An 18,007-nucleotide genomic window follows, 5' to 3' on the forward strand; every position below is an offset into this window, starting at 1 on the left:
CGGATGAGCAGCGATATCCTCCTCGACGGGCTGGCGATCGTCTTGCAGCCGCATGTGCTCGGCATCATCCTGCTGTCGGCCGTCTATGGTCTGTTTGTCGGGGCCATTCCCGGGCTGAGCGCCACCATGGCGACCGCGCTGCTCATTCCGCTCACTTTTTACATGGATCCGGTGTCGGCCATCGCCGCGATCGTGGCCACCACCGCGATGGCCATTACGGCCGGAGACCTTCCGGGCGTCCTGCTGCGCATCCCGGGTACGCCCGCTTCGGCCGCCTATGTCGAGGAGGCCTACGCGCTCAACCTGAAGGGCAAGGCGCAACTGGCCATGGGGATCGGCATCGTCTTTTCGGCCGCGGGCGGTCTGTTTGGCGCAATCGTGCTTCTGGTCAGCGCCCCGCTTCTTGCCCGTGCCGCATTGAGCTTTTCAAGCTTCGAGTTCTTCTGGCTCGCCCTTCTGGGCCTGCTTACATCCGCTCTCGTAAGCACGGATTCGCCGGCGCGAGGGCTCTTTTCCCTGTGCCTGGGCCTGTTGATCAGCACCGTGGGGCTCGATGTGACGTCCGGGCAGCCGCGCTTCACCTTCGGGGTCATCGAGCTCTATGGCGGCGTCAGCTTCATCCCCACCATGATCGGCATGTTCGCCTTTGCCGAGCTGCTGCGCGGCCTGTCGGCCGCCGGGAAGGTCCCGCCCGTGCCGGAGCGGCAGACGTTCTGGAGCAATCCATTCGCCGGCGTCTGGCGGGCGTTCAAGTCCTACCCTTTGAGCTTCTTCCGCGGCTCGGCCCTTGGTGCCTCGATCGGCGCGCTTCCGGGCGTGGGAGGAGATCTGGCCGCCTGGATCGCATACGGCATGAGCAAGCGCTTCTCGAAGACACCGGAGAAGTTCGGGACCGGCCATGAAGAGGGGCTGATCGAGGCCAGCTCGTCCAACAATGCCGGGCTTTCAAGCGCCTGGGTTCCCGCACTCGTGTTCGGCATCCCGGGGGATGCAGTCACGGCCATCGCCATCGGGGTGCTGTTCATGAAGGGGCTGAACCCGGGCCCGCAGCTTTTCGTCGACAACCCGACAATGCTCGCGGCCGTCATCCTGACTTTCGCGGTGGCCAATCTCCTCCTTGTCCCGATCGGCTATTTTGCCATCAAGGGAGCCCATTACGTGCTTTCCGTCCCGCGCGGACTGGTCGTGCCTTCGATCCTTGTCTTTTGTGTCGTCGGCTCGTTTGCAATCAACAACACCGCGTTCGATGTCGGCACAATGCTGGCCGCGGGCCTTGTGGCCTATCTCATGGAATCGAACCGGTTTCCCATCGCGCCCGTCATTCTCGGGCTCGTGCTCGGGCCAATCCTGGAACGCAACTTCATCATGTCGATGCAGATCGCCGACGGCAGCCTCCTTGGCTTCTTCGGCCGCCCCCTTGCCGCCGTGCTGGGGGTCGTCGTGTGCGGCATCGTCCTCATGCCGCTGCTCAGGGGCATCCTGCGGCGCACGCGCAAGCGCGCGGCGGACGCGCGGGCAGCCTGATCAGAATCCTACGCATTCAAGGAGACCAACAAAAATGCGCGATACGTTTTCCGTGGAAGGCCGCGTGGCGGTAGTGACCGGCGGCCTCGGACAATTGGGCACACAGTTTGCCACGTCCCTGGCCGAAGCCGGCGCCAGAGTCGCCATCTTCAGCCGCCGGCCGTTCGGACAGGAACAACTGGCCGCGAAGTTTCCCGGCCTGGAGGACAACATCCGCGTCTACGAAGCAAGCGTCACCGACAAATCGGCGCTTGAAGCCACGACCGGGAAACTGGTCGCCGACTGGGGCGTCCCGCACATTCTCGTCAACAATGCCGGCATCGATTCCAAGCCGGACGGCTCGGCCGAACAGAACGCGCCCTTCGAGGCATATCCGCAGAAATACTGGGACGAGATCATCGAAACCAACCTCACCGGGGTCATGCTCACCAGCCAGGTGGTGGGAAGCCGCATGGCGGCGGAACAGCGTGGCTCGATCATCAATGTCGGTTCGATCTACGGCATGGTCTCCCCCAATCAGGCACTCTATGCCTATCGGGAAAAGCGTGACGGCGTACCCTTCGTGAAGGCGGTCTCCTATGCGGCGTCGAAGTCCGGCCTGATCAATCTGACGCGCTATCTTGCGACCTATTGGGCCCCCAGGAAAGTGCGCGTCAATCTCGTTTCCTTCGGCGGTGTGAAGACCGCTACCTTCGACAAGGAGTTCATCGACGCCTTCCTCGAGCGCGTGCCCCTGGGGCGCCAGGCGGAAATCGACGAATACAACGGCGTGATCCGGTTCCTTGCCTCCGATGCCTCGTCCTACATGACCGGCTCCAACGTCGTGGTCGATGGCGGGTTCACCGCCTGGTAGGGCCCGAACGCGGGCGCGACGTCGGTACATGAGGCATTTCATTTGGCATCGATGCGGGAACGGGCAACGCGCGGGCCGAGCGGTTCGACAGCGCGGGAGCCCGGCTCCGCGCGCGCCGCTCAAGAACGGCGCTGGCGGCAGAACCCGGCGCCACCGTCCACCTTTGCCGCACATAGCCCGACCACGGTCGGGCAAACCTACGCCACCTTCTCCGGAGACCTTCGCAAATGACCACCTACGACTACGCCTCGACCGACTGGGCATCCATCCGGCGCCTGGCCAATTGGTATTCGGGCGACATCCACGACGTCATGGACAAGCATGGCGTCTATGGACATCTCAAGGGCATCTCGCTTTTCGGCACCCTGACGCCCGGGCAGATCGTGTGCGGCCCCGCGGTCACGGTGCTCTACGAGCCCTCCACGCGCATCGGCCAGCCTCAGGACGTCTATCACGGCGCGATCGATTCGGTGGTCGAGGGCGGCATATTGATGGTCGACGCCTCCTGTGCCGAAGGCTCGGGCACGGGTGAATTGATGTCCACCGGCGCCAAGGTCGCCGGCGCTGCGGCAACCGTCGTGCATGGCACGGTCCGGGATCTGGCCGAGGTGCGCCGCCTGGGCTACCCCCTGTTTGCCCGCGGCGCGAGCCCGGTCGGCGTATCAGGCCGCATGGAGCCTGCGCAGGCCCATGTCGATCTCGACATCGACGGGATTCGGGTTCGCCCCGGCGACGTCATCTTCGCCGACATAAGCGGCGTGGTGGTGATCCCGCGCGAGATGGTCGCAACCATAGCCGACGCGGCGGATCAGAACGGCGCCGGCGAAGCCCGTTGCAGGGAAAGGATCCTCGCGGGCGAGAAACTGCAAAGCGTCTGGCCTGCGGGCAGTTCAGGCCCGGCATGATACCGGCGGTCGACGATATCGACCGTTGCAGCGCGCGACCGCGTCGCCCGCACCCGTTGGCGCGGAAGCCGGCCACAAGGGGTTGCGCCGGCGATTGAGCTCAGGTCGATGCGTGAGCATCCCTGCCCTGGATGAGTCAACCTCCAGTGCCGTTGGCATGGGAACGCAGTGTCTTGATGCCGACCGTTTGTTTCGCAAAGGGGCGGCAAATCAGTCGGTATCCGGCCGTCGTGTCGGCCCGGCGGAGGTCATCCGGCACCGTTGGGATCGTCACCACCCCAGGTCAAAAGATCGCGAACCCAGCCGGCCTTGTCCGGCCAGCCTTGCGCCCCGATCAGAGGCACGAAGCGGACGCCGCCCAGCAGTTCTTTGGTAAAGCCGCCATCGCTACCGCGCACCAGCTTGACGAGATCCTGGTAGCCATGACGGCCTACCGGCATGACGATGCGGCCCCCGGCGGCAAGTTGTTCCTTCCACGCAGCGGGCACATCGGGCCCCCCGGCCGAGGCGATGATCACGTCGAACGGCGCCTCGCCGGGCAGGCCGAGCGTGCCGTCGCCCGTATGCACATGGACATTGGCGTAGCCGAGCCGCGCCAGGCACGAGCGAGCCCTGTCGGCGAGCACGCCGTGCCGTTCCACGGTGAAGACATCGGACGCGATCTGCCCCATCAGCGCCGCCGCATAACCCGACCCCGTGCCGATCTCGAGCGCACGCTCGCCTGGACGGAGCGCGGCCGCCTCGATCATCAGAGCGACGACATAGGGCTGCGAGATGGTCTGGCCCTCGCCGATCGGAAGCGGCCCGTCGTCATAGGCGTAGCGGTGCAGCTTCTCCGGCACGAACTCCTCGCGCGGCACCGTCCGCATGGCGCTGAGCACATTGGCGTCACGGATGCCGCGCCCGGCGATCTGGCGCTCGACCATGGTCTCGCGGGCTTGTGCGAAGTCGGTCACGACGGGTCCGATCCGCTCGAATGATCTAGACCTATTATAGCGCGATCGTCGTCCGCGCGCAGCCCGGCAGGCCGCGCCGATCACCCGGCGATAGAAATGGTTCATGGCATTCTGCGGGGGCGTTCCGCGCACCGCCCCCGGCGTCGTTCAAAGCATGTCTCCCGAAGGTGTGCAGCGGTTTCGGGAAAGAGGCATGCGCTAAATCAAGAACCTACAGCGCGTCGGTGGCGACACAGTACACGACGCGGCGATCGCGGGTTATCAGCGGCAACATATCCGCTTCGTCATCCACGGACGAGCGCACGCAGCGAAGCGGAGGGCGCACCGATCCGTGGATCCATGCCGTGACCGATCCGAAGGCCGCAGACGGTCGAGGAAGAGGCCCCGATCCACCCGCCCAAGCCCGCTCTGCACCGAAGCAGTCGTCCGCGATTTCACGGCATGGATTCTCGGGCGCCCACGCTTCGCGTAGGCTCGGGCCCGAGAATGATAGGGCGGCGCTGTTTCCGGCCAACGTATCCTCGGGACATCAAATACCAGCCGTCGGATGGCCGAGGGCGCCATGATGTGGTGAGTTCGAAGATTCCTGACCTTCGATGTTTTTCAGCACGTCATGCCGCCCCGACCACTGTCGTGTACAGTGCGTTGACGCCCAAAGGACGCATCAACTCCGCCGGCGCCGACATCCGGTTGTGTTCTTCGACCGGTGTTTCCCGGCCACAGGATCAGCCCTGCGACGGCTTCCAATCGGCCGCGGGTACGACATTGATCATCCATGGGACGCCGAACCTGTCGACCAGGGAGCCGAAGCCGGGCGACCAGAAGGTCTCGCCGAACGGCATGACCGCTTTGCCCCCTTCGGACAGCTGGTCGAACCAGCGCTGTCCCTCAGCCTTGTCGTCGGTGTGCAGGGTGACGTCGAAGCCGTTCTTGGGTTTGTCGATGCTGGGTGCCCAACCGACATCCATGTCGGCGCCCATCAGCGCCTGGTCGCCGACCTCCAGCCAGCAATGCATCAGCCAGCTCTTGTATTTCTCGTCGGTGATCGGCATGTCCGGAGGCGCGTCGGCGTAGGGCATGGCGGCAGTGATCTTTCCGCCCAGAACCTTGGCGTAGAACTCGAACGCTTCGCGGCACTGGCCCTGGAAGCTGAGGCTGGTCACGATTTTCATGGTCGTCTCCTTATCTGATCGGGGTTTTCGGGGCTCTGATCGGGGTTTTGGGGGCGCGTCAGGCGAGATTGAGCTGCCAGGACACGCCGAAACGGTCGGCGACCCAGCCGAAGCGCTGGCTGAAGCCGTAACCGTCCAGCGGCATCAGCACCTCGCCGCCATCCGACAATTCGGCGAAGAGCCGCTCCTGCTCCTCGTCCAATGCGCAGTCGACGAAGAAGGACCAGGACGGCGTGAAGTCGAATGCGTGTGTTACCGGGCTGTCGCTCGCCAGCACGCTCTGCCCTGCGGCCCTGAAGCGGGCCAGCTTGATGCTGCCCTCCGCGCCCTGCTCACCCTTCCGCCAGCGCGTGACATCGAGAATCTCGCCGTCGTCGAACAGCGAGACATAAAGGTTCATCGCCTCTTCGGCATGGCCGCCCTGGAACATGAGGAACGGTTGCATCGTGGACATCGCCGCTTCCCCTTCGCTTCGGATTCCTTGGGAAAGCGGTCGCCGATTGACGCTTCCTCACATATGTTGATATCAACGTAAATGCGTTATGGATGTCAACCTCATCAGATGCACGCTCCTGACAAAGCTGCCTTCGAAACCACGCTTCTGGTGCGCGACACCTGCCTGTGCCTGCACGCGCAGCGGGCGGCGCGTGCGCTTGCGCGCCGTTTCGATGTCGCGCTGAAACCCGCCGGCATCACCAGCGGGCAGTTCTCCCTCCTCATGTCGCTCAATCGGCCGGAGCCGCCGAACCTCGGCAGCGTGGCGGCGCTGCTGGCGATGGACAGGACGACCCTGACCGCCAATCTCAAGCCGCTGGAGCGCCGCCGCCTCGTCGAGACGACAACCGATCCGACGGACAGGCGCACCCGGCTGCTGCGGCTGACGCCGGCCGGCCGGGCGGTTCTGGCCGAAGCGGTGCCGATCTGGCGGCATCTTCATGCGGCGATCGAAACGACGCTGTCTGACCCCGATCATCTGCGCTCCGAACTGAACCTTCTTTCGGGATCCGACAGTCAGGATGGTGCTGGGTAGGGCCGGAAGCCCGACACGGAGACGCCGTTCCGGCTTTCGGCTGCGACCTTCAAGGGCCGTCGCCGTGCTGCTGCCGCCGGGCAGGCCGGAGCGCGTCTCGGCTGACATCGCCACCTGTGCCCGCTACGAGGTCGCAATCGACAAGGACCTGAAGCTGCCGATGCCGCCGAGGCACCGGACCCAGGGTTGGCGTCGAATTCGGATTCGATGGCGACAGAAACAGATAGCGCGGCGGCACCGGCAAAATCGGTGCCGCCGCTCCGCTTGTCGGCGTGCGCGACTGACAAACCGCGCGCTGAGACAGCGTTTCCGCACCGCCGTTTGATCTGTCGGCGGAGGGCGATCTTGATAGCGAGATGTGACCTGGACTCATCTCGGTGCAAAAGGAAGATCAGCGATCGGCCTCATCCGGAAGTTTGGAAATCTTTCGGCTTTCTGTTAAGATGTACCATCGCCAATGAAGGCCGTTCCTGCTGGATCAGCAGTGAGCCTGCTCATCAGCGAGGACTCGATCATGAAAAACCTGGTCTCCTGGCTGAACGCCGCGGGCGTGGCAGCCATCTTTGCCGTTGCGAGCGTGGTTCCAGCGACCGGCGCGCCAAATCTCTTGCCAAGGCCCCAGACTGCCCACCCGACTGCCCACCCGCTGGAAGTCATCCAGGTCCGCGATGGAATGAGGTGGCGCGGGAACGGTTACCGAGGAGGCGGCTGGCGGCATGGAGGCAATTGGCGTGGTCGGAACTGGCACGGGAGCGGCTTTCGCGGGGGTGGTTATTACGGCTGGTACAACGGCTACGGCGGCTATTATGACGATGACGCCTGGGTCGCCGGAGGAGCGCTGTTGCTCGGAGCTTTGATCGGAAGCGCCATCGCCAACAGCAGCTACTATGGTGACTACTTCTACGAAGACAGGTACCTGAACGGCGGCAGATACTCGGGCTACCGCGACAGATACTCACCAGCACCGTACAGACGCCAGACCGCTGACCCCTACCTCGGATGGCAGCGCGCCTTGGACCGCTAAGCAGACATTCCTTGGCGAGCCAACGAATGGTCGAATGGTCTGCTTAGGCCTTTGTTTTGTCGCAGATTCTTGTCGGAAAACCGTGGGACACTTTTCCGGAATCTGCTTAGAGCATGTCTCCCGAAGGCGGGAACCGGTTTCGGGACAAAGACATGCGCCAGAACCTTCATCGCGCTCGACGACGGCAACCACAGAGCACGACAGAGCAGTGGCGGGTGATCAGCGGCGACATCTCCCCCTTCGTCATCCACGGGCGAGCGCACGCAGCGAAGCGGAGAGCGCGACGACCCGTGGATCCATGCCGTGACAGCTCCGGAGACCGCCGGCGGTCGAGGAAGAGGGATCCCCGATCCACCGCCCAGACCCGCACATATTCCGCACCGAAGCAGTCGTCCGCGATCTCACGGAACGGATTCCCGGGTCGCCTGCTGCTCGCTGCGCTCGCCTCCGGGCCCGAGAATGACGAGGATGGGGCGGCGGTATAGGCTGCTTCCGGCCAGCCGGCACATCATGCGCTACCGGTCATCGCAGACGACGGAGTGGTCGAAGGCGCCGTGATGTGGCGATCTCGAAAATTCTCGACCTTCGATATTCTCATCTCGCCATGCGGCCGCGACCACTGTCGAGTGCCGTGGACGGCAACAACATCCACGCCATGACCAGGGAGGCCGGACGCCTTCGACCATCAGGGCTTCGTCGAAGCCCATGTGCCGCCGCCTTTCTGGATCGGCAAGGGTCCGTCGAACAACCTGGAGCTTCCGCGTCAGCCGGTCGATGCGGCGGTGAAGACCGCCAGTTGAGCATCGAAAGCACGCCTGAAGGCCGGCCGCGCTTCGCCGCGGGTGACATAGGCGGAAAGGTTCGGATATTCGTCGAGCATTCCCGATCCGTTCAACCTGCGCAGCACCATCACCATCAGAAGGTCACCGGCGTTGAACGCACCGTCGAGCCAGTCGGCATCGCCAAGGCGCGCGGAAAGTTCGCCGAGCCGGTCGCGGATGCGACCCTCGACCTTAGCCAGGCGCTGCTCGTACCAGGTCTCGTCTCGCTCCAGGTACCTTGCGATTTCCCGATCGACGATCGGCGGCTCCAGTGTACTGACCGCGGCAAACATCCATGTGATCGCGCGCGCCCGGGCATTCGCATCGTCCGGCAGCAGGCCACGATGGCACTCCGCGATGTGAAGCACGATCGCACCAGAGTCGAACAGAGCGAGATCGCCTTCTTCATAGGTCGGGATCTGCCCGAACGGTTGAAGCGCACGATGCGCGGGTTCCTTCATCTCGCTGAACGAAACAAGACGGACGTCGTAAGGCTGGCCCACCTCTTCGAGCGCCCAGCGAACACGCATGTCACGCGCCTGTCCCTGGCCGCGGTCGGGCGAGCGTTCGAAGGCTGTGATGGTGGGGATCATTGGAAGGCTCCGGGTGAGATGCTGTCGGGAGTGGCTTGGGCGACAATTGTTCTCATGGTGCGGTATCCGGTTCTTGCGCTTTGCATCAGAGGACGGACGACCGGTATGGTTCCCGACACCTTAGCTTGATTTCTTTGGCGATGGGATTTCGTGGGCCGGACCTTCTGCGTGTGGCCGTCGCGGGCTAAAGAAGTCTCTTGGTCGGCGAAGCCCTCAAGAACGGCGCGGCATCCTATCTGTTCGACTCCAGCGAGTCACACCCAGCTTGCGTATCGTTCGCTGGCCGGGATCGAAATCGATGACGCCCTCGCAACGTCCGAGCAACCGATCTCTGATTCTGATATGGGAACGACGCTTCAACGCGCCGTACATGACCCAAAGCAGAGTTCGCCCGCCGATCAGAAAGGTCGGCTTTGCGCCGCATGTTGGACGTTCGTATTGGTGTTGACGTTCCCCAGAAAGCGGACGCCGCTGTGGTACATTTGGCACCTTCGATGAGAGACGCCCGTGCCGCAATTATCCAGCTCTTTGTACGGAACGGAGCAATGATCCGGTGGCGCAATTTTGACTTTTTGGCTAGAGCTGCGATCAGCGTCATTTGAAAAAGAACCAATGCATACCGCACGCCCTCCAAAGAAGGCACTAAAAGCTTGGCTAGAGGCATACCCGAGCGAAGTTGGGAACTATGGCCACTTGCTCCTTGAGGAGAAACAAGAAACCGACGCCAATATTCCGAAAGACCTCATTCCCTATTTTGAGTCCGCCCACCTCGACGCGAGACGCTGTTTCCATCAACTTGCCCGCATCAGCCTCCATCCGGACGAAGGCGATGCAGGGTGTGACGCCCATTATCCCGGCTCGCTACCACTGAAAGCTCGAAAAGGCCTCTTTGGTGAGGTGATGTCGGGCATGATGTCGGAGAGCTATGATTTCGTTGGCAGACATGAGTACCTGATTCCCGTCTTCCTCTTCCGCAATCATGAGGATGCCGGACAATACATCTACACGCTGAGCCGTGATCCGACCCGCACACGTGAGGTGCTTGGACGCAAAGGCGACGACTTCATTGCGATCGTGGTCGATGAAGAAGGCAAGGTCACCCGCTTCATCGCAGGCGAGGCGAAGTGGCGCGGTAGCTGGACGCCATCTGTCGTGGACACCGTGATGCTCGGTGAGAAAATCGCCGATCCGGACGACAGCACGAAGCGAATCCACAGTGGCAAGGGCGTTTGGTACGAAGTCAATCGCGCGCTTCCTGTACCGCTTGGGCTGGAGCAGCTGCACGCGATTCTCGAAGAATGCGAGCCGGACAAGTTCGCAAAGGTTATTGCTTCGCTCGACCGCATCCTCGCGCGGCGGAATCCCGATCCAGTGGAACGCACCGACCTGATCCTCCTGGTGGGCGGCTCTCCAGCCACACGTAAACCCGCTCATTCGCTCATCCCTTGGGAGAACGTGCCGGAGGAATACAAGGCGGGCCGCGATCTACAGATCGTTGAACTGCTCATCGCGGATGGCGACGATTTGATCGACGCGATCTATGCGGGCCTCTGGGCAAAGGAGTACGCCCTTGCCTGAGTTCGATCAGGAACGTCTCAACCTTGCCCGCGCCATCCAAAACGACCTTGCGCAAGAGAGGACGCTAAGCGCCTTGCAGGCGCGGTCCTTCGTGCGGTGCCTACAAACGGACTGGGATGTCGAAACCATCCAGTGGAGCGATAGTGACTCCGATACGATCCTCCACCAGGCGCGCTTCCTAATACGCGCCGGCAGGGTGCTCTCCACAGTGGGCGAGGGAAGTCCCGAGGAGGCGACTCTCGCATTTCGGAGGGCCGGAGAGCTTCTGGAATGGCTCTCAAGGGCGCAAGACAAAGTCGGCGAAGAAATCCCTACCGCCTTGTTCGCGGCCGGATGCTATCAGCTCGGTGGCCTCCCGGCGATGGCCTCGGGGTTGCTGCGCCAGGTCGTGCCTAGCGACAGGGGATCGCGGCTCTTTGCCGATTTCCTGAAAGCCGATTTTGATGCCGTGCTTCGCCGGGCGGCAGGCTTTTGGGCGGACAACCTCGACCTGACACGACGAGGTGTCGAACAAAGGTTCTTCGGTGAAGGCACCGAGGACAGCGTCACGTGGTTTGGCACCATCGAGCTTGTTCGCTGCATTGGCCTTGCTGCGCAGACCTTGAGGCGCGGCGATACGGCCAGATTTTCCGTTGCGCTAGAACGCTTCCGCGATGTCGAGCGCCTTCTTGTTCGAACCTCGCCCGATGACGTCGCGCTTCTTGCCTTCTTCCTGCGCTCGGCCTGCGAGCGCTTCGGCAATTCGACGATCTATGAACCGCTACGGCAGCTCGGCCTGCTAAATCCGGAAAGACTGCGGCACGTTAACCAGTTTGCCAGAAGGCAGTATGCGCGCGGCCGCGGCATTCTGTGGCAATCGCAAAAGCAGGGTATCGAGCGGCTCCTCAATAATTCTTCGTTCGCCCTCTGTACGCCGACGGGATCGGGCAAAACGCTTGTCGCCAATCTCGCCATCCTGAAAGAGCTCTTGATCCTTAGGGAGGCCCAGGACGGTCTTGCCCCGTTGGCTCTCTACATCGTTCCGTCGCGCGCCCTTGCAGGCGAAGTCGAAGCGAAACTTACAGGCGAGCTTAGCCGCGACTTCGTGGTTACGGGGCTTTATGGCGGTTCCGACTGGGGCATAACCGATGCTTGGCTGACCTCTGACTCGCCAACCGTTCTTATCGCGACGGTCGAGAAGGCAGATGCCCTCATGCGCTATCTGGGGCCGATGCTGTTGGCTCGCCTCAAGCTGCTCATCGTCGACGAGGCCCACCAAGTCGTGCTCGAAGACAATGAGCGCGAGCGCAATTCGCTCGCCGATCACATGAACCGGGCAATCCGCCTCGAAAGCTTCATCTCGCGCCTGCTGCTGCGGAAGCCGGACATCGTTCGCATCGCGCTAACGGCCGTTGCCGGGGGCGCGGCGCCGCCAGTCGCCCGGTGGGTAGAATCCAACCCTGACGCCCAGCCGGTCGGTTCGAACTATCGCAGCACCAGGCAAGCGATCGGGGTACTCGAGGTAAGCAAAGGATCGCCCCGCATCGAACTGCACCGAGTTAACGACCATCCGCTCGGCGTGCGAGGTCGCGGGGACGTTTACATCCCGCTCAAGATCGATCCGATGCCTGAACCGCATTCGGGCATCCGCAACAGCCTCAATCATTTCACGCAGAACAGCATCCTCTGGACGGCGCTGCATCTAGTAGGCGACGACCGCCGCATTCTCATCTCGATCTCCCAGCGTCCCGAACAAACCATGGGCTGGTACGCCGAGGCGTTCGACCTCGCGGGCTGGGAAGACATCCCCGCCTTCGAGCCACCAGCCGAGGGCGAGGACGCAGCGTTGTTTGCGGAAGCGCGCACTGTCTGTATCGACTATTGCGGCGAGAATTCCCACGAGCTTCGTCTCCTCGATCGCGGGATCGCGACCAACCACGGCCAGATGCCGCAGCGCCTCCGGCGGTTGATGGTTGCGCTGATCGATCGGTCCGTCTGTCCGATCACGGTGGCGACAGCGACCCTCACTGAAGGAGTCAATCTTCCCTTCGACATGATCTTCTTGCCCCTTCTAAAGCGCACGATTTTTAACGTAGCGACGCAAACCCCTGAAGAATATCCGATGTCGGCGGCAGAGTTCCGCAATCTCTCCGGCCGCGCCGGCAGGCCGGGTGCCGCCAAGGGGATGGAGGGTCTTACACTGGTCGCCCTGCCCGTCGCGCCGTCTACGACAGCTGGCGGGCAGCTTGCCACGCAGCGAAGGCAGGCGAGGGATCGGCGTGATGAATACGACGGCCTTCTAAGAAGGCTAAGGGCGGACGCCGTAGGCGATGGAAACGCAACGAGCCCGCTCTCCGTCTTGCTTCGCGCCATCAAACGGCAGGCGATGCGCCTGCCGGGCATCCGCGACGACGACGACTTTCTGCAGTGGCTGGAGGTGACCGCGCCTGAGGCAGTGTCCGCCGAAGCGGGACAAGCGCACGCGACACCAGCGGCTCGCCTGGCCGACCGGCTCGATGAACTCGACACTATGATCCTAGCGGCCATAGAGGAGACTGCTGCCATCAGCGCAATAGCGACAACGCCCGCCAATGCCGAGGCGATGCTTGCGCAACTGTGGCGGCGCACTTTCACGCAAGTTGCGCAAGCGACAGAAGACTGGATGGAGCAAGCCTTCATTAAGCGCGGGCGGGGGATGGTCGAGATGATCTACCCTGATGCCGGCGAGCGAAAGCGGCTCTACGATTACGGGTACGCGCCTCATGTAGGCAGACGCTTCGAGCCGGTCGCACAAACTATTCTTGAGCGCCTGCAGGAAACCGAAGGCTACGGCACGATGCAGCCCGATGCGCGCCTTGCGGTCTTCGTCGCGCTCGGAGAAGCCGTTGCCGACGACGGCGGGTACGGGTTTTCCATTCGCGACACCGAGATGGGCCGCACCCTATACGCCAACTGGCGTGGAGTGCTGAGCTGGTGGATGGGGGTACCGGGGGCAGCCGGGCCAGCGCCGCGAGACCTTCGCGCTTGGCAGATATTCACCTCCGACAATTTCGAGTTTCGACTGGGCGTCGCCATAGGTGCAGTCGTCGCGAGGGCATGGTCACAAGGCACCACTGATCCGCTCGATACCCCAACAATCGACACCTGGAAGGATACCACGGGGCTTCCATGGTTTGCCTTCTGGGCAAAAGAGCTGTTGCGCTGGGGTACGCTCGATCCGTTTGTGGCCTTTGCGCTTTCTCTCGGCATCGCGAAATCCCGCCCTGAAGCCGAAGGCATGAGCGAGCAATATCTCGCATGGCTGGACGATGAGATAGAAGATTGGAGCAGCGAAGATCAGATCGACCCGAGCAATCTCCTAGCATGGTCGAGAACGCTGAGGGCCCACGAAGCTGCTGCCCCAAGACGCATGCCGATCGCTGCGGACCTCACCGGAACGGACGGCAGGGCCGGACAGTATGCCGTCATTCCTGTGCGTTCCCAAAGACGTATCCGCTGGCTTGACGCTTCAGGATTTCGCCTCGCGGTCTCGGCGATTCCCGAGGACTTCCCGACCGGATTTCGGCAGCCTAACGACTACGATCTTCTAATCGAGAACGGTGAGGTCTCAGTGGTGCGGATCTTCTAAGTCACTGTTCCATCGATGCGAATGGCAGCTATGGTCGCCAGCCCAACCGAAAGCTGCCGGTCAGCTCACGGCCCCATTCGCGACCTTCGATATGGTTGCAACAAGGTCAGGGACTTGTGCAGCCCGCCGTCCATGCAAATGACATGAATCCATCATCCCTGAATGGCGGATAGACTCCGCGCCGCCTTCAGCCCGGCCAGGGTCGCGTCGGTGGCGTCGATCACTCGCGTGGCCACCCCGATCCGCCTAAAGCCGCGCGCATAGAGGGCCGACAGCGCGGCGCTGCCGATCAGTGGAATCTCCCCGCCGCCCGATGCCAGTTCCCTCTGCCCGCCGATCTCGGCGCCGATGAGCAGGCCAGAGAGGTAACCCGCGCCCCATGGCTGGCTCCTGCCCGACAGAAGCGAACCCGACCGGACGCGGAAGAGGTCCGAGACGAGCTTCTCGGGCCGGTCGAGGCCGGTGTCGAGGCCGGCATCGAAACCCTCGTTACGCTCGGGATCGGCGGGATCGCCGCCGACGGAGTGGCGCAGGACCGAATGGGTCTTCAGCACCTCGAACAGCTCGCCGGTCATGGCGGTGGCGAAGCGGCGCACTGTCCTGCCGTCGAGCTCGACCCATTTGGAATGCGTACCCGGCATGACGACGGTGCCGGAAAACCCTTCCAGCAGCGCCGAAAGTCCGAGCAGCTGGGTCTCCTCGCCGCGCATGACGTCCTCGGCCCCCTCGCGTCGCTGGCAGACGCCGGGCAGGATGCGCGGGGTGAGATGCGGGTCTGGCATTTCGGGCCGCACGGCGCTCGCAAGCAGGGCATCGAGATCGGCCGGCGCCTCGATATAGGGCGCTTCGATCCAACCCTGGCGCGCGCCGGCCATGCCTGAGATCAATACGTCATAGGGATCGGCCCCGGGTTCGACATGGCCGGCGAGCACTTCCGTGAGGGCCGCTGGAAACGCGGCGCGCTCGAGCTTGCCCATGCCCTTGTCGGACGAATTGGCGAAGGTCACGGCGCCGGCGGCGTCGATGCCCCAGACACGCAGATTCGACGTGCCCCAGTCGACCGCGATCCACTCCGTCCTGCCGTTCATCCGTCGCTCCTGCCGCGCTGGTGGTCTCCGAGGCCATCTTCTTGCACGGAGATGGTGACCTTGCGAGTCCTTCGAGGCTCGCTTCGCGAGCACCTCAGGATGAGGGAGGCTGGCGCCAGACGAATCCGAGCTAGTCTCTGCACAGAGGGATGACGGGCTGGCTTGGACCTTTGGTGCGTCCTTCGAGGCTCGCTTCGCGAGCACCTCAGGATGAGGGAGGCTGGCGCCAGACGAATCCGAGCTAGTCTCTGCACAGAGGGATGACGGGCTGGCTTGGACCTTTGGTGCGTCCTTCGAGGCTCGCTGCGCTCGCACCTCAGGATGAGGAGGCTCGGCGCCAGTTGCCCGCATCCAGAGGGCCCAGCCCGAATTCGTGTGAATGCCCGGCGCCAACCCTCCTCATCCTGAGGCGCGAGCGAAGGCGAACCTCGAAGGGCGGTCAGGCGGCCTTGCGCTCCGGGAACAGGGCGCGCAGGCCTTCGGCCGAAGCCTCGGCGACGCCGCGCTCGGTGATGAGGCCGGTGATGAGGCGCGCCGGCGTCACGTCGAAGGCCGGATTGCCGGCGGGCGATGCCTCCGGAGAGATGCGCACCCGCGCGATCTCGCCCGACGCGGTCTTGCCCCAGACATAGGAGACTTCGTCGGACGAGCGTTCCTCGATCGGGATCTCCCTCACCCCGTCGGCCACCGTCCAGTCGATGGTCGGCGACGGCAGGGCGACATAGAAGGGCACGTTGTTGTCCTGCGCGGCGAGCGCCTTCAAATAGGTGCCGATCTTGTTGCAGACGTCGCCATGGGCCGTGGTGCGGTCGGTGCCGACGATCACCATGTCGACCTGGCCGTGCTGCATCAGATGCCCGCCGGCATTGTCGACGATCAGCGTGTGCGGCACGCCGTGGCCGGCCATCTCCCAGGCGGTGAGCTGGGCGCCCTGGTTGCGCGGCCGCGTCTCGTCGACATAGACGTGAACGGGAATGCCCGCCTCGACGGCGAGGTAGATCGGCGCCGTCGCGGTGCCGTAGTCGACCGTCGCCAGCCAGCCGGCATTGCAGTGGGTGAGGATGTTGACCGGCTCGCCCGGCTTCTTCTTCGCAGCGATGGCGCGGATGATTTCGAGGCCGTTGCGGCCGATGCCGCGATTGAGCTCGATGTCCTCGTCGGCGATCTCGGCGGCGCGCTTGAAGGCGACCGCGGCGCGCTCGGCGGGCGCAATGGGGCGCAGCATGTTGCGCATCTCGTTCAGCGCCCAGCGCAAATTGATCGCGGTCGGGCGCGTGGCGTGCAGCGTCTCCCAGGCAGCGTCGAGCGCGGCGTCCGAGGGGTCGTCGCGCATCCGGATGGCGATGCCGTAGGCGGCCGTCACGCCGATCAGCGGCGCGCCGCGCACCCACATGTCGCGGATGGCGACCGCAACCTCGTCGACCGTGTCGAGCCGCTCGATGCGGAAATCATGGGGCAGCCAGCGCTGGTCGATGATCTCGACGGAACGGCCGTCCGCTGCTGGCCAGATGGTGCGGTAGTGACGGTCTGCGACTTTCACGGACGGCTCTCCTTCTCGATCAGGGCGGCCAGGGCGTTGACCTCGTCGATGCTGTGGATTCGACGGGAGTTTACCACCAGATGACGGCCGAATTTCAGCGCTGCCGCCTCGCAGGACGCACGCAGGTCGACATCCTCGATCGTCTCGAAATCGGCATTGTGCGCCAGGCCGAGAATGCGCCGGTGCACCTCGACGCCGGCAAAACCGAGCAGGTCCCGCCAGATGTCGTGCAGCAACTGGTCGAGCGCCTGCTCGGCGCCGAGCGCGTCGCCGCGATCCTCGAACAGGCTCCTGTGATAGAGCATGCCGGTGCGTTCGGTTCGCCAGAGCCGCGAGAACTCGGTGCGGAAGACGCTCCAGGTCTCGGCTGCCGTGCGCAGCAGATAGTCGCGCATCGAATGGCGCGATTCCTCCTGCTCGTGGCCGCGCTGGGAAAAGAACGACATCCAGAAATTGGCGAGCAGCATGCCGACGTCGAAGGCGATCGGCCCATAGAAGGCGAATTCCGGGTCGATGACCCGCGTCTCCTCGTCCGTCACCATGATCGAACCGGTGTGGAGATCGCCATGCAGAAGCGTCTCGGCCTTGGCGGCGAAAAGATGCTTCAGGCGCTGCGCTTCGACCTTCAGGTCGCGGTCGGCGCGCAACTCGGCCACGAGGCCGTCGAGCTGCGGCGAGGTATGGCGGTTCAGCGGCGCCTCGAAATAGGGATCGGTGAAGACCAGGTCCTCGGTGATGCCGCAGAGCTCGACATTGTCGGCGAAGAGCGCCAGGTCGGCCTTGCGCTCGCGTGTCGCCATGTGGAAGTCGGAGCCGCGAAACAGCGTGCGCGCCGTGAACAGCCCGAGATCCTCGGCGATGCGGGGCAGTTCGCGGCCGGCGATCAGCGCCTTCCTGAGGATGATGTGCGGCGTCAGATATTCCATGACGATCAGCGCCTGGCCCTCGTCGAAATGGAAGATCTCGGGCACGCTGCCCGGCGCCCGCGCCTCCTGGCGGATCAGCGCATGATATTCGAAGAAGGAGCGCTTGAGGGGCAGCGGCCAGCTGTCGCCGACCAGCCTGACATAAGGCAGCGCCTGCTTGACGACCGCCGCCCCGTTGCTGCCTTCGACGATGAAGACGAGATTGAGGTTGCCGTCGCCGACCTCGCGCACCCTCCAGGAGGAGATGTCCCTGCCGATGCGCAGGGCCAGCGCCTCGATGCTCCCCAGGCGGAGAGGCAGGCTCTCTACCGTCAATGCTTCGAACGAAGCAGCTTCCATCATCTGTGGCCTCCCGATACGCGCTTGATCGCTTTGGTGTTCCGTTCGGGA

Annotated in this window: 14 protein-coding genes; 7 read left to right on the plus strand and 7 right to left on the minus strand. The window is 63.5% G+C overall.

Going from position 1 to position 18,007, the window contains the following annotated elements; genetic code table 11:
• Positions 1-3 precede the first annotated feature (3 nt).
• The 3 genes from JN280_RS00930 to JN280_RS00940 all read left to right on the plus strand — a co-directional run bounded on the left by JN280_RS00930 (position 4) and on the right by JN280_RS00940 (position 3,282).
• Positions 4-1,524, plus strand: a complete 1,521-nt coding sequence (locus JN280_RS00930; protein WP_202309678.1) for a tripartite tricarboxylate transporter permease — start codon at positions 4-6, stop codon at positions 1,522-1,524.
• 34 nt (positions 1,525-1,558) lie between these two features.
• Complete coding sequence (locus JN280_RS00935) at positions 1,559-2,377, plus strand: SDR family oxidoreductase (RefSeq protein WP_202309679.1); 819 nt, start codon at positions 1,559-1,561, stop codon at positions 2,375-2,377.
• Between the two features lie 227 nt (positions 2,378-2,604).
• Complete coding sequence (locus JN280_RS00940) at positions 2,605-3,282, plus strand: RraA family protein (protein ID WP_202309680.1); 678 nt, start codon at positions 2,605-2,607, stop codon at positions 3,280-3,282.
• Positions 3,283-3,530: 248 nt separating this feature from the next.
• On the opposite strand, the gene JN280_RS00945 is transcribed toward JN280_RS00940, so the two are convergent.
• The 3 genes from JN280_RS00945 to JN280_RS00955 form a co-directional block, all read right to left on the minus strand.
• A complete protein-coding gene (locus tag JN280_RS00945; RefSeq protein WP_202309681.1) occupies positions 3,531-4,343 on the minus strand; it encodes a protein-L-isoaspartate(D-aspartate) O-methyltransferase in 813 nt (270 codons plus the stop codon).
• 620 nt (positions 4,344-4,963) lie between these two features.
• Positions 4,964-5,410, minus strand: coding sequence for a VOC family protein (locus JN280_RS00950; protein WP_202309682.1), 447 nt, complete (start codon positions 5,408-5,410; stop codon positions 4,964-4,966).
• A gap of 58 nt (positions 5,411-5,468) precedes the next feature.
• Positions 5,469-5,864: a VOC family protein gene (locus JN280_RS00955; protein ID WP_202309683.1), complete on the minus strand. Its 396-nt coding sequence runs from the start codon at positions 5,862-5,864 to the stop codon at positions 5,469-5,471.
• 108 nt (positions 5,865-5,972) lie between these two features.
• Between JN280_RS00955 and JN280_RS00960 the strand changes: the two genes are divergently transcribed.
• Positions 5,973-6,440: a MarR family winged helix-turn-helix transcriptional regulator gene (locus JN280_RS00960; protein WP_202309684.1), complete on the plus strand. Its 468-nt coding sequence runs from the start codon at positions 5,973-5,975 to the stop codon at positions 6,438-6,440.
• Between the two features lie 484 nt (positions 6,441-6,924).
• Entirely contained in the window at positions 6,925-7,464 is a 540-nt protein-coding gene (locus JN280_RS00965) for a hypothetical protein (protein ID WP_202309685.1), read from the plus strand.
• A 763-nt stretch (positions 7,465-8,227) separates the two neighbouring features.
• Here JN280_RS00965 and JN280_RS00970 read toward each other — a convergent pair.
• Positions 8,228-8,878: a glutathione S-transferase family protein gene (locus tag JN280_RS00970; RefSeq protein ID WP_202309686.1), complete on the minus strand. Its 651-nt coding sequence runs from the start codon at positions 8,876-8,878 to the stop codon at positions 8,228-8,230.
• A 612-nt stretch (positions 8,879-9,490) separates the two neighbouring features.
• On the opposite strand from JN280_RS00970, the gene JN280_RS00975 reads away from it, so the two are divergent.
• Together JN280_RS00975 and JN280_RS00980 are read left to right on the plus strand one after the other, a co-directional pair.
• Positions 9,491-10,456, plus strand: a complete 966-nt coding sequence (locus tag JN280_RS00975; RefSeq protein ID WP_202309687.1) for an aminotransferase — start codon at positions 9,491-9,493, stop codon at positions 10,454-10,456.
• Positions 10,449-14,063, plus strand: coding sequence for a DEAD/DEAH box helicase (locus JN280_RS00980; protein WP_244742764.1), 3,615 nt, complete (start codon positions 10,449-10,451; stop codon positions 14,061-14,063). Before JN280_RS00975 ends, JN280_RS00980 begins: the two co-directional genes overlap by 8 nt.
• A gap of 152 nt (positions 14,064-14,215) precedes the next feature.
• On the opposite strand, the gene JN280_RS00985 is transcribed toward JN280_RS00980, so the two are convergent.
• The 3 genes from JN280_RS00985 to mtnK form a co-directional block, all read right to left on the minus strand.
• On the minus strand, positions 14,216-15,151 hold the full coding sequence (locus JN280_RS00985) for a 2-dehydro-3-deoxygalactonokinase (protein WP_202309689.1): 936 nt from the start codon (positions 15,149-15,151) through the stop codon (positions 14,216-14,218).
• Positions 15,152-15,590: 439 nt separating this feature from the next.
• Positions 15,591-16,691: an S-methyl-5-thioribose-1-phosphate isomerase gene (gene mtnA / locus JN280_RS00990; protein ID WP_202309690.1), complete on the minus strand. Its 1,101-nt coding sequence runs from the start codon at positions 16,689-16,691 to the stop codon at positions 15,591-15,593.
• Positions 16,688-17,959, minus strand: a complete 1,272-nt coding sequence (gene mtnK / locus JN280_RS00995; protein WP_202309691.1) for an S-methyl-5-thioribose kinase — start codon at positions 17,957-17,959, stop codon at positions 16,688-16,690. The genes mtnA and mtnK overlap by 4 nt, the downstream gene beginning before the upstream one ends.
• Positions 17,960-18,007: the final 48 nt, after the last annotated feature.

It is taken from the genome of Mesorhizobium sp. L-8-10 (genome assembly GCF_016756635.1).
GTDB lineage: Bacteria > Pseudomonadota > Alphaproteobacteria > Rhizobiales > Rhizobiaceae.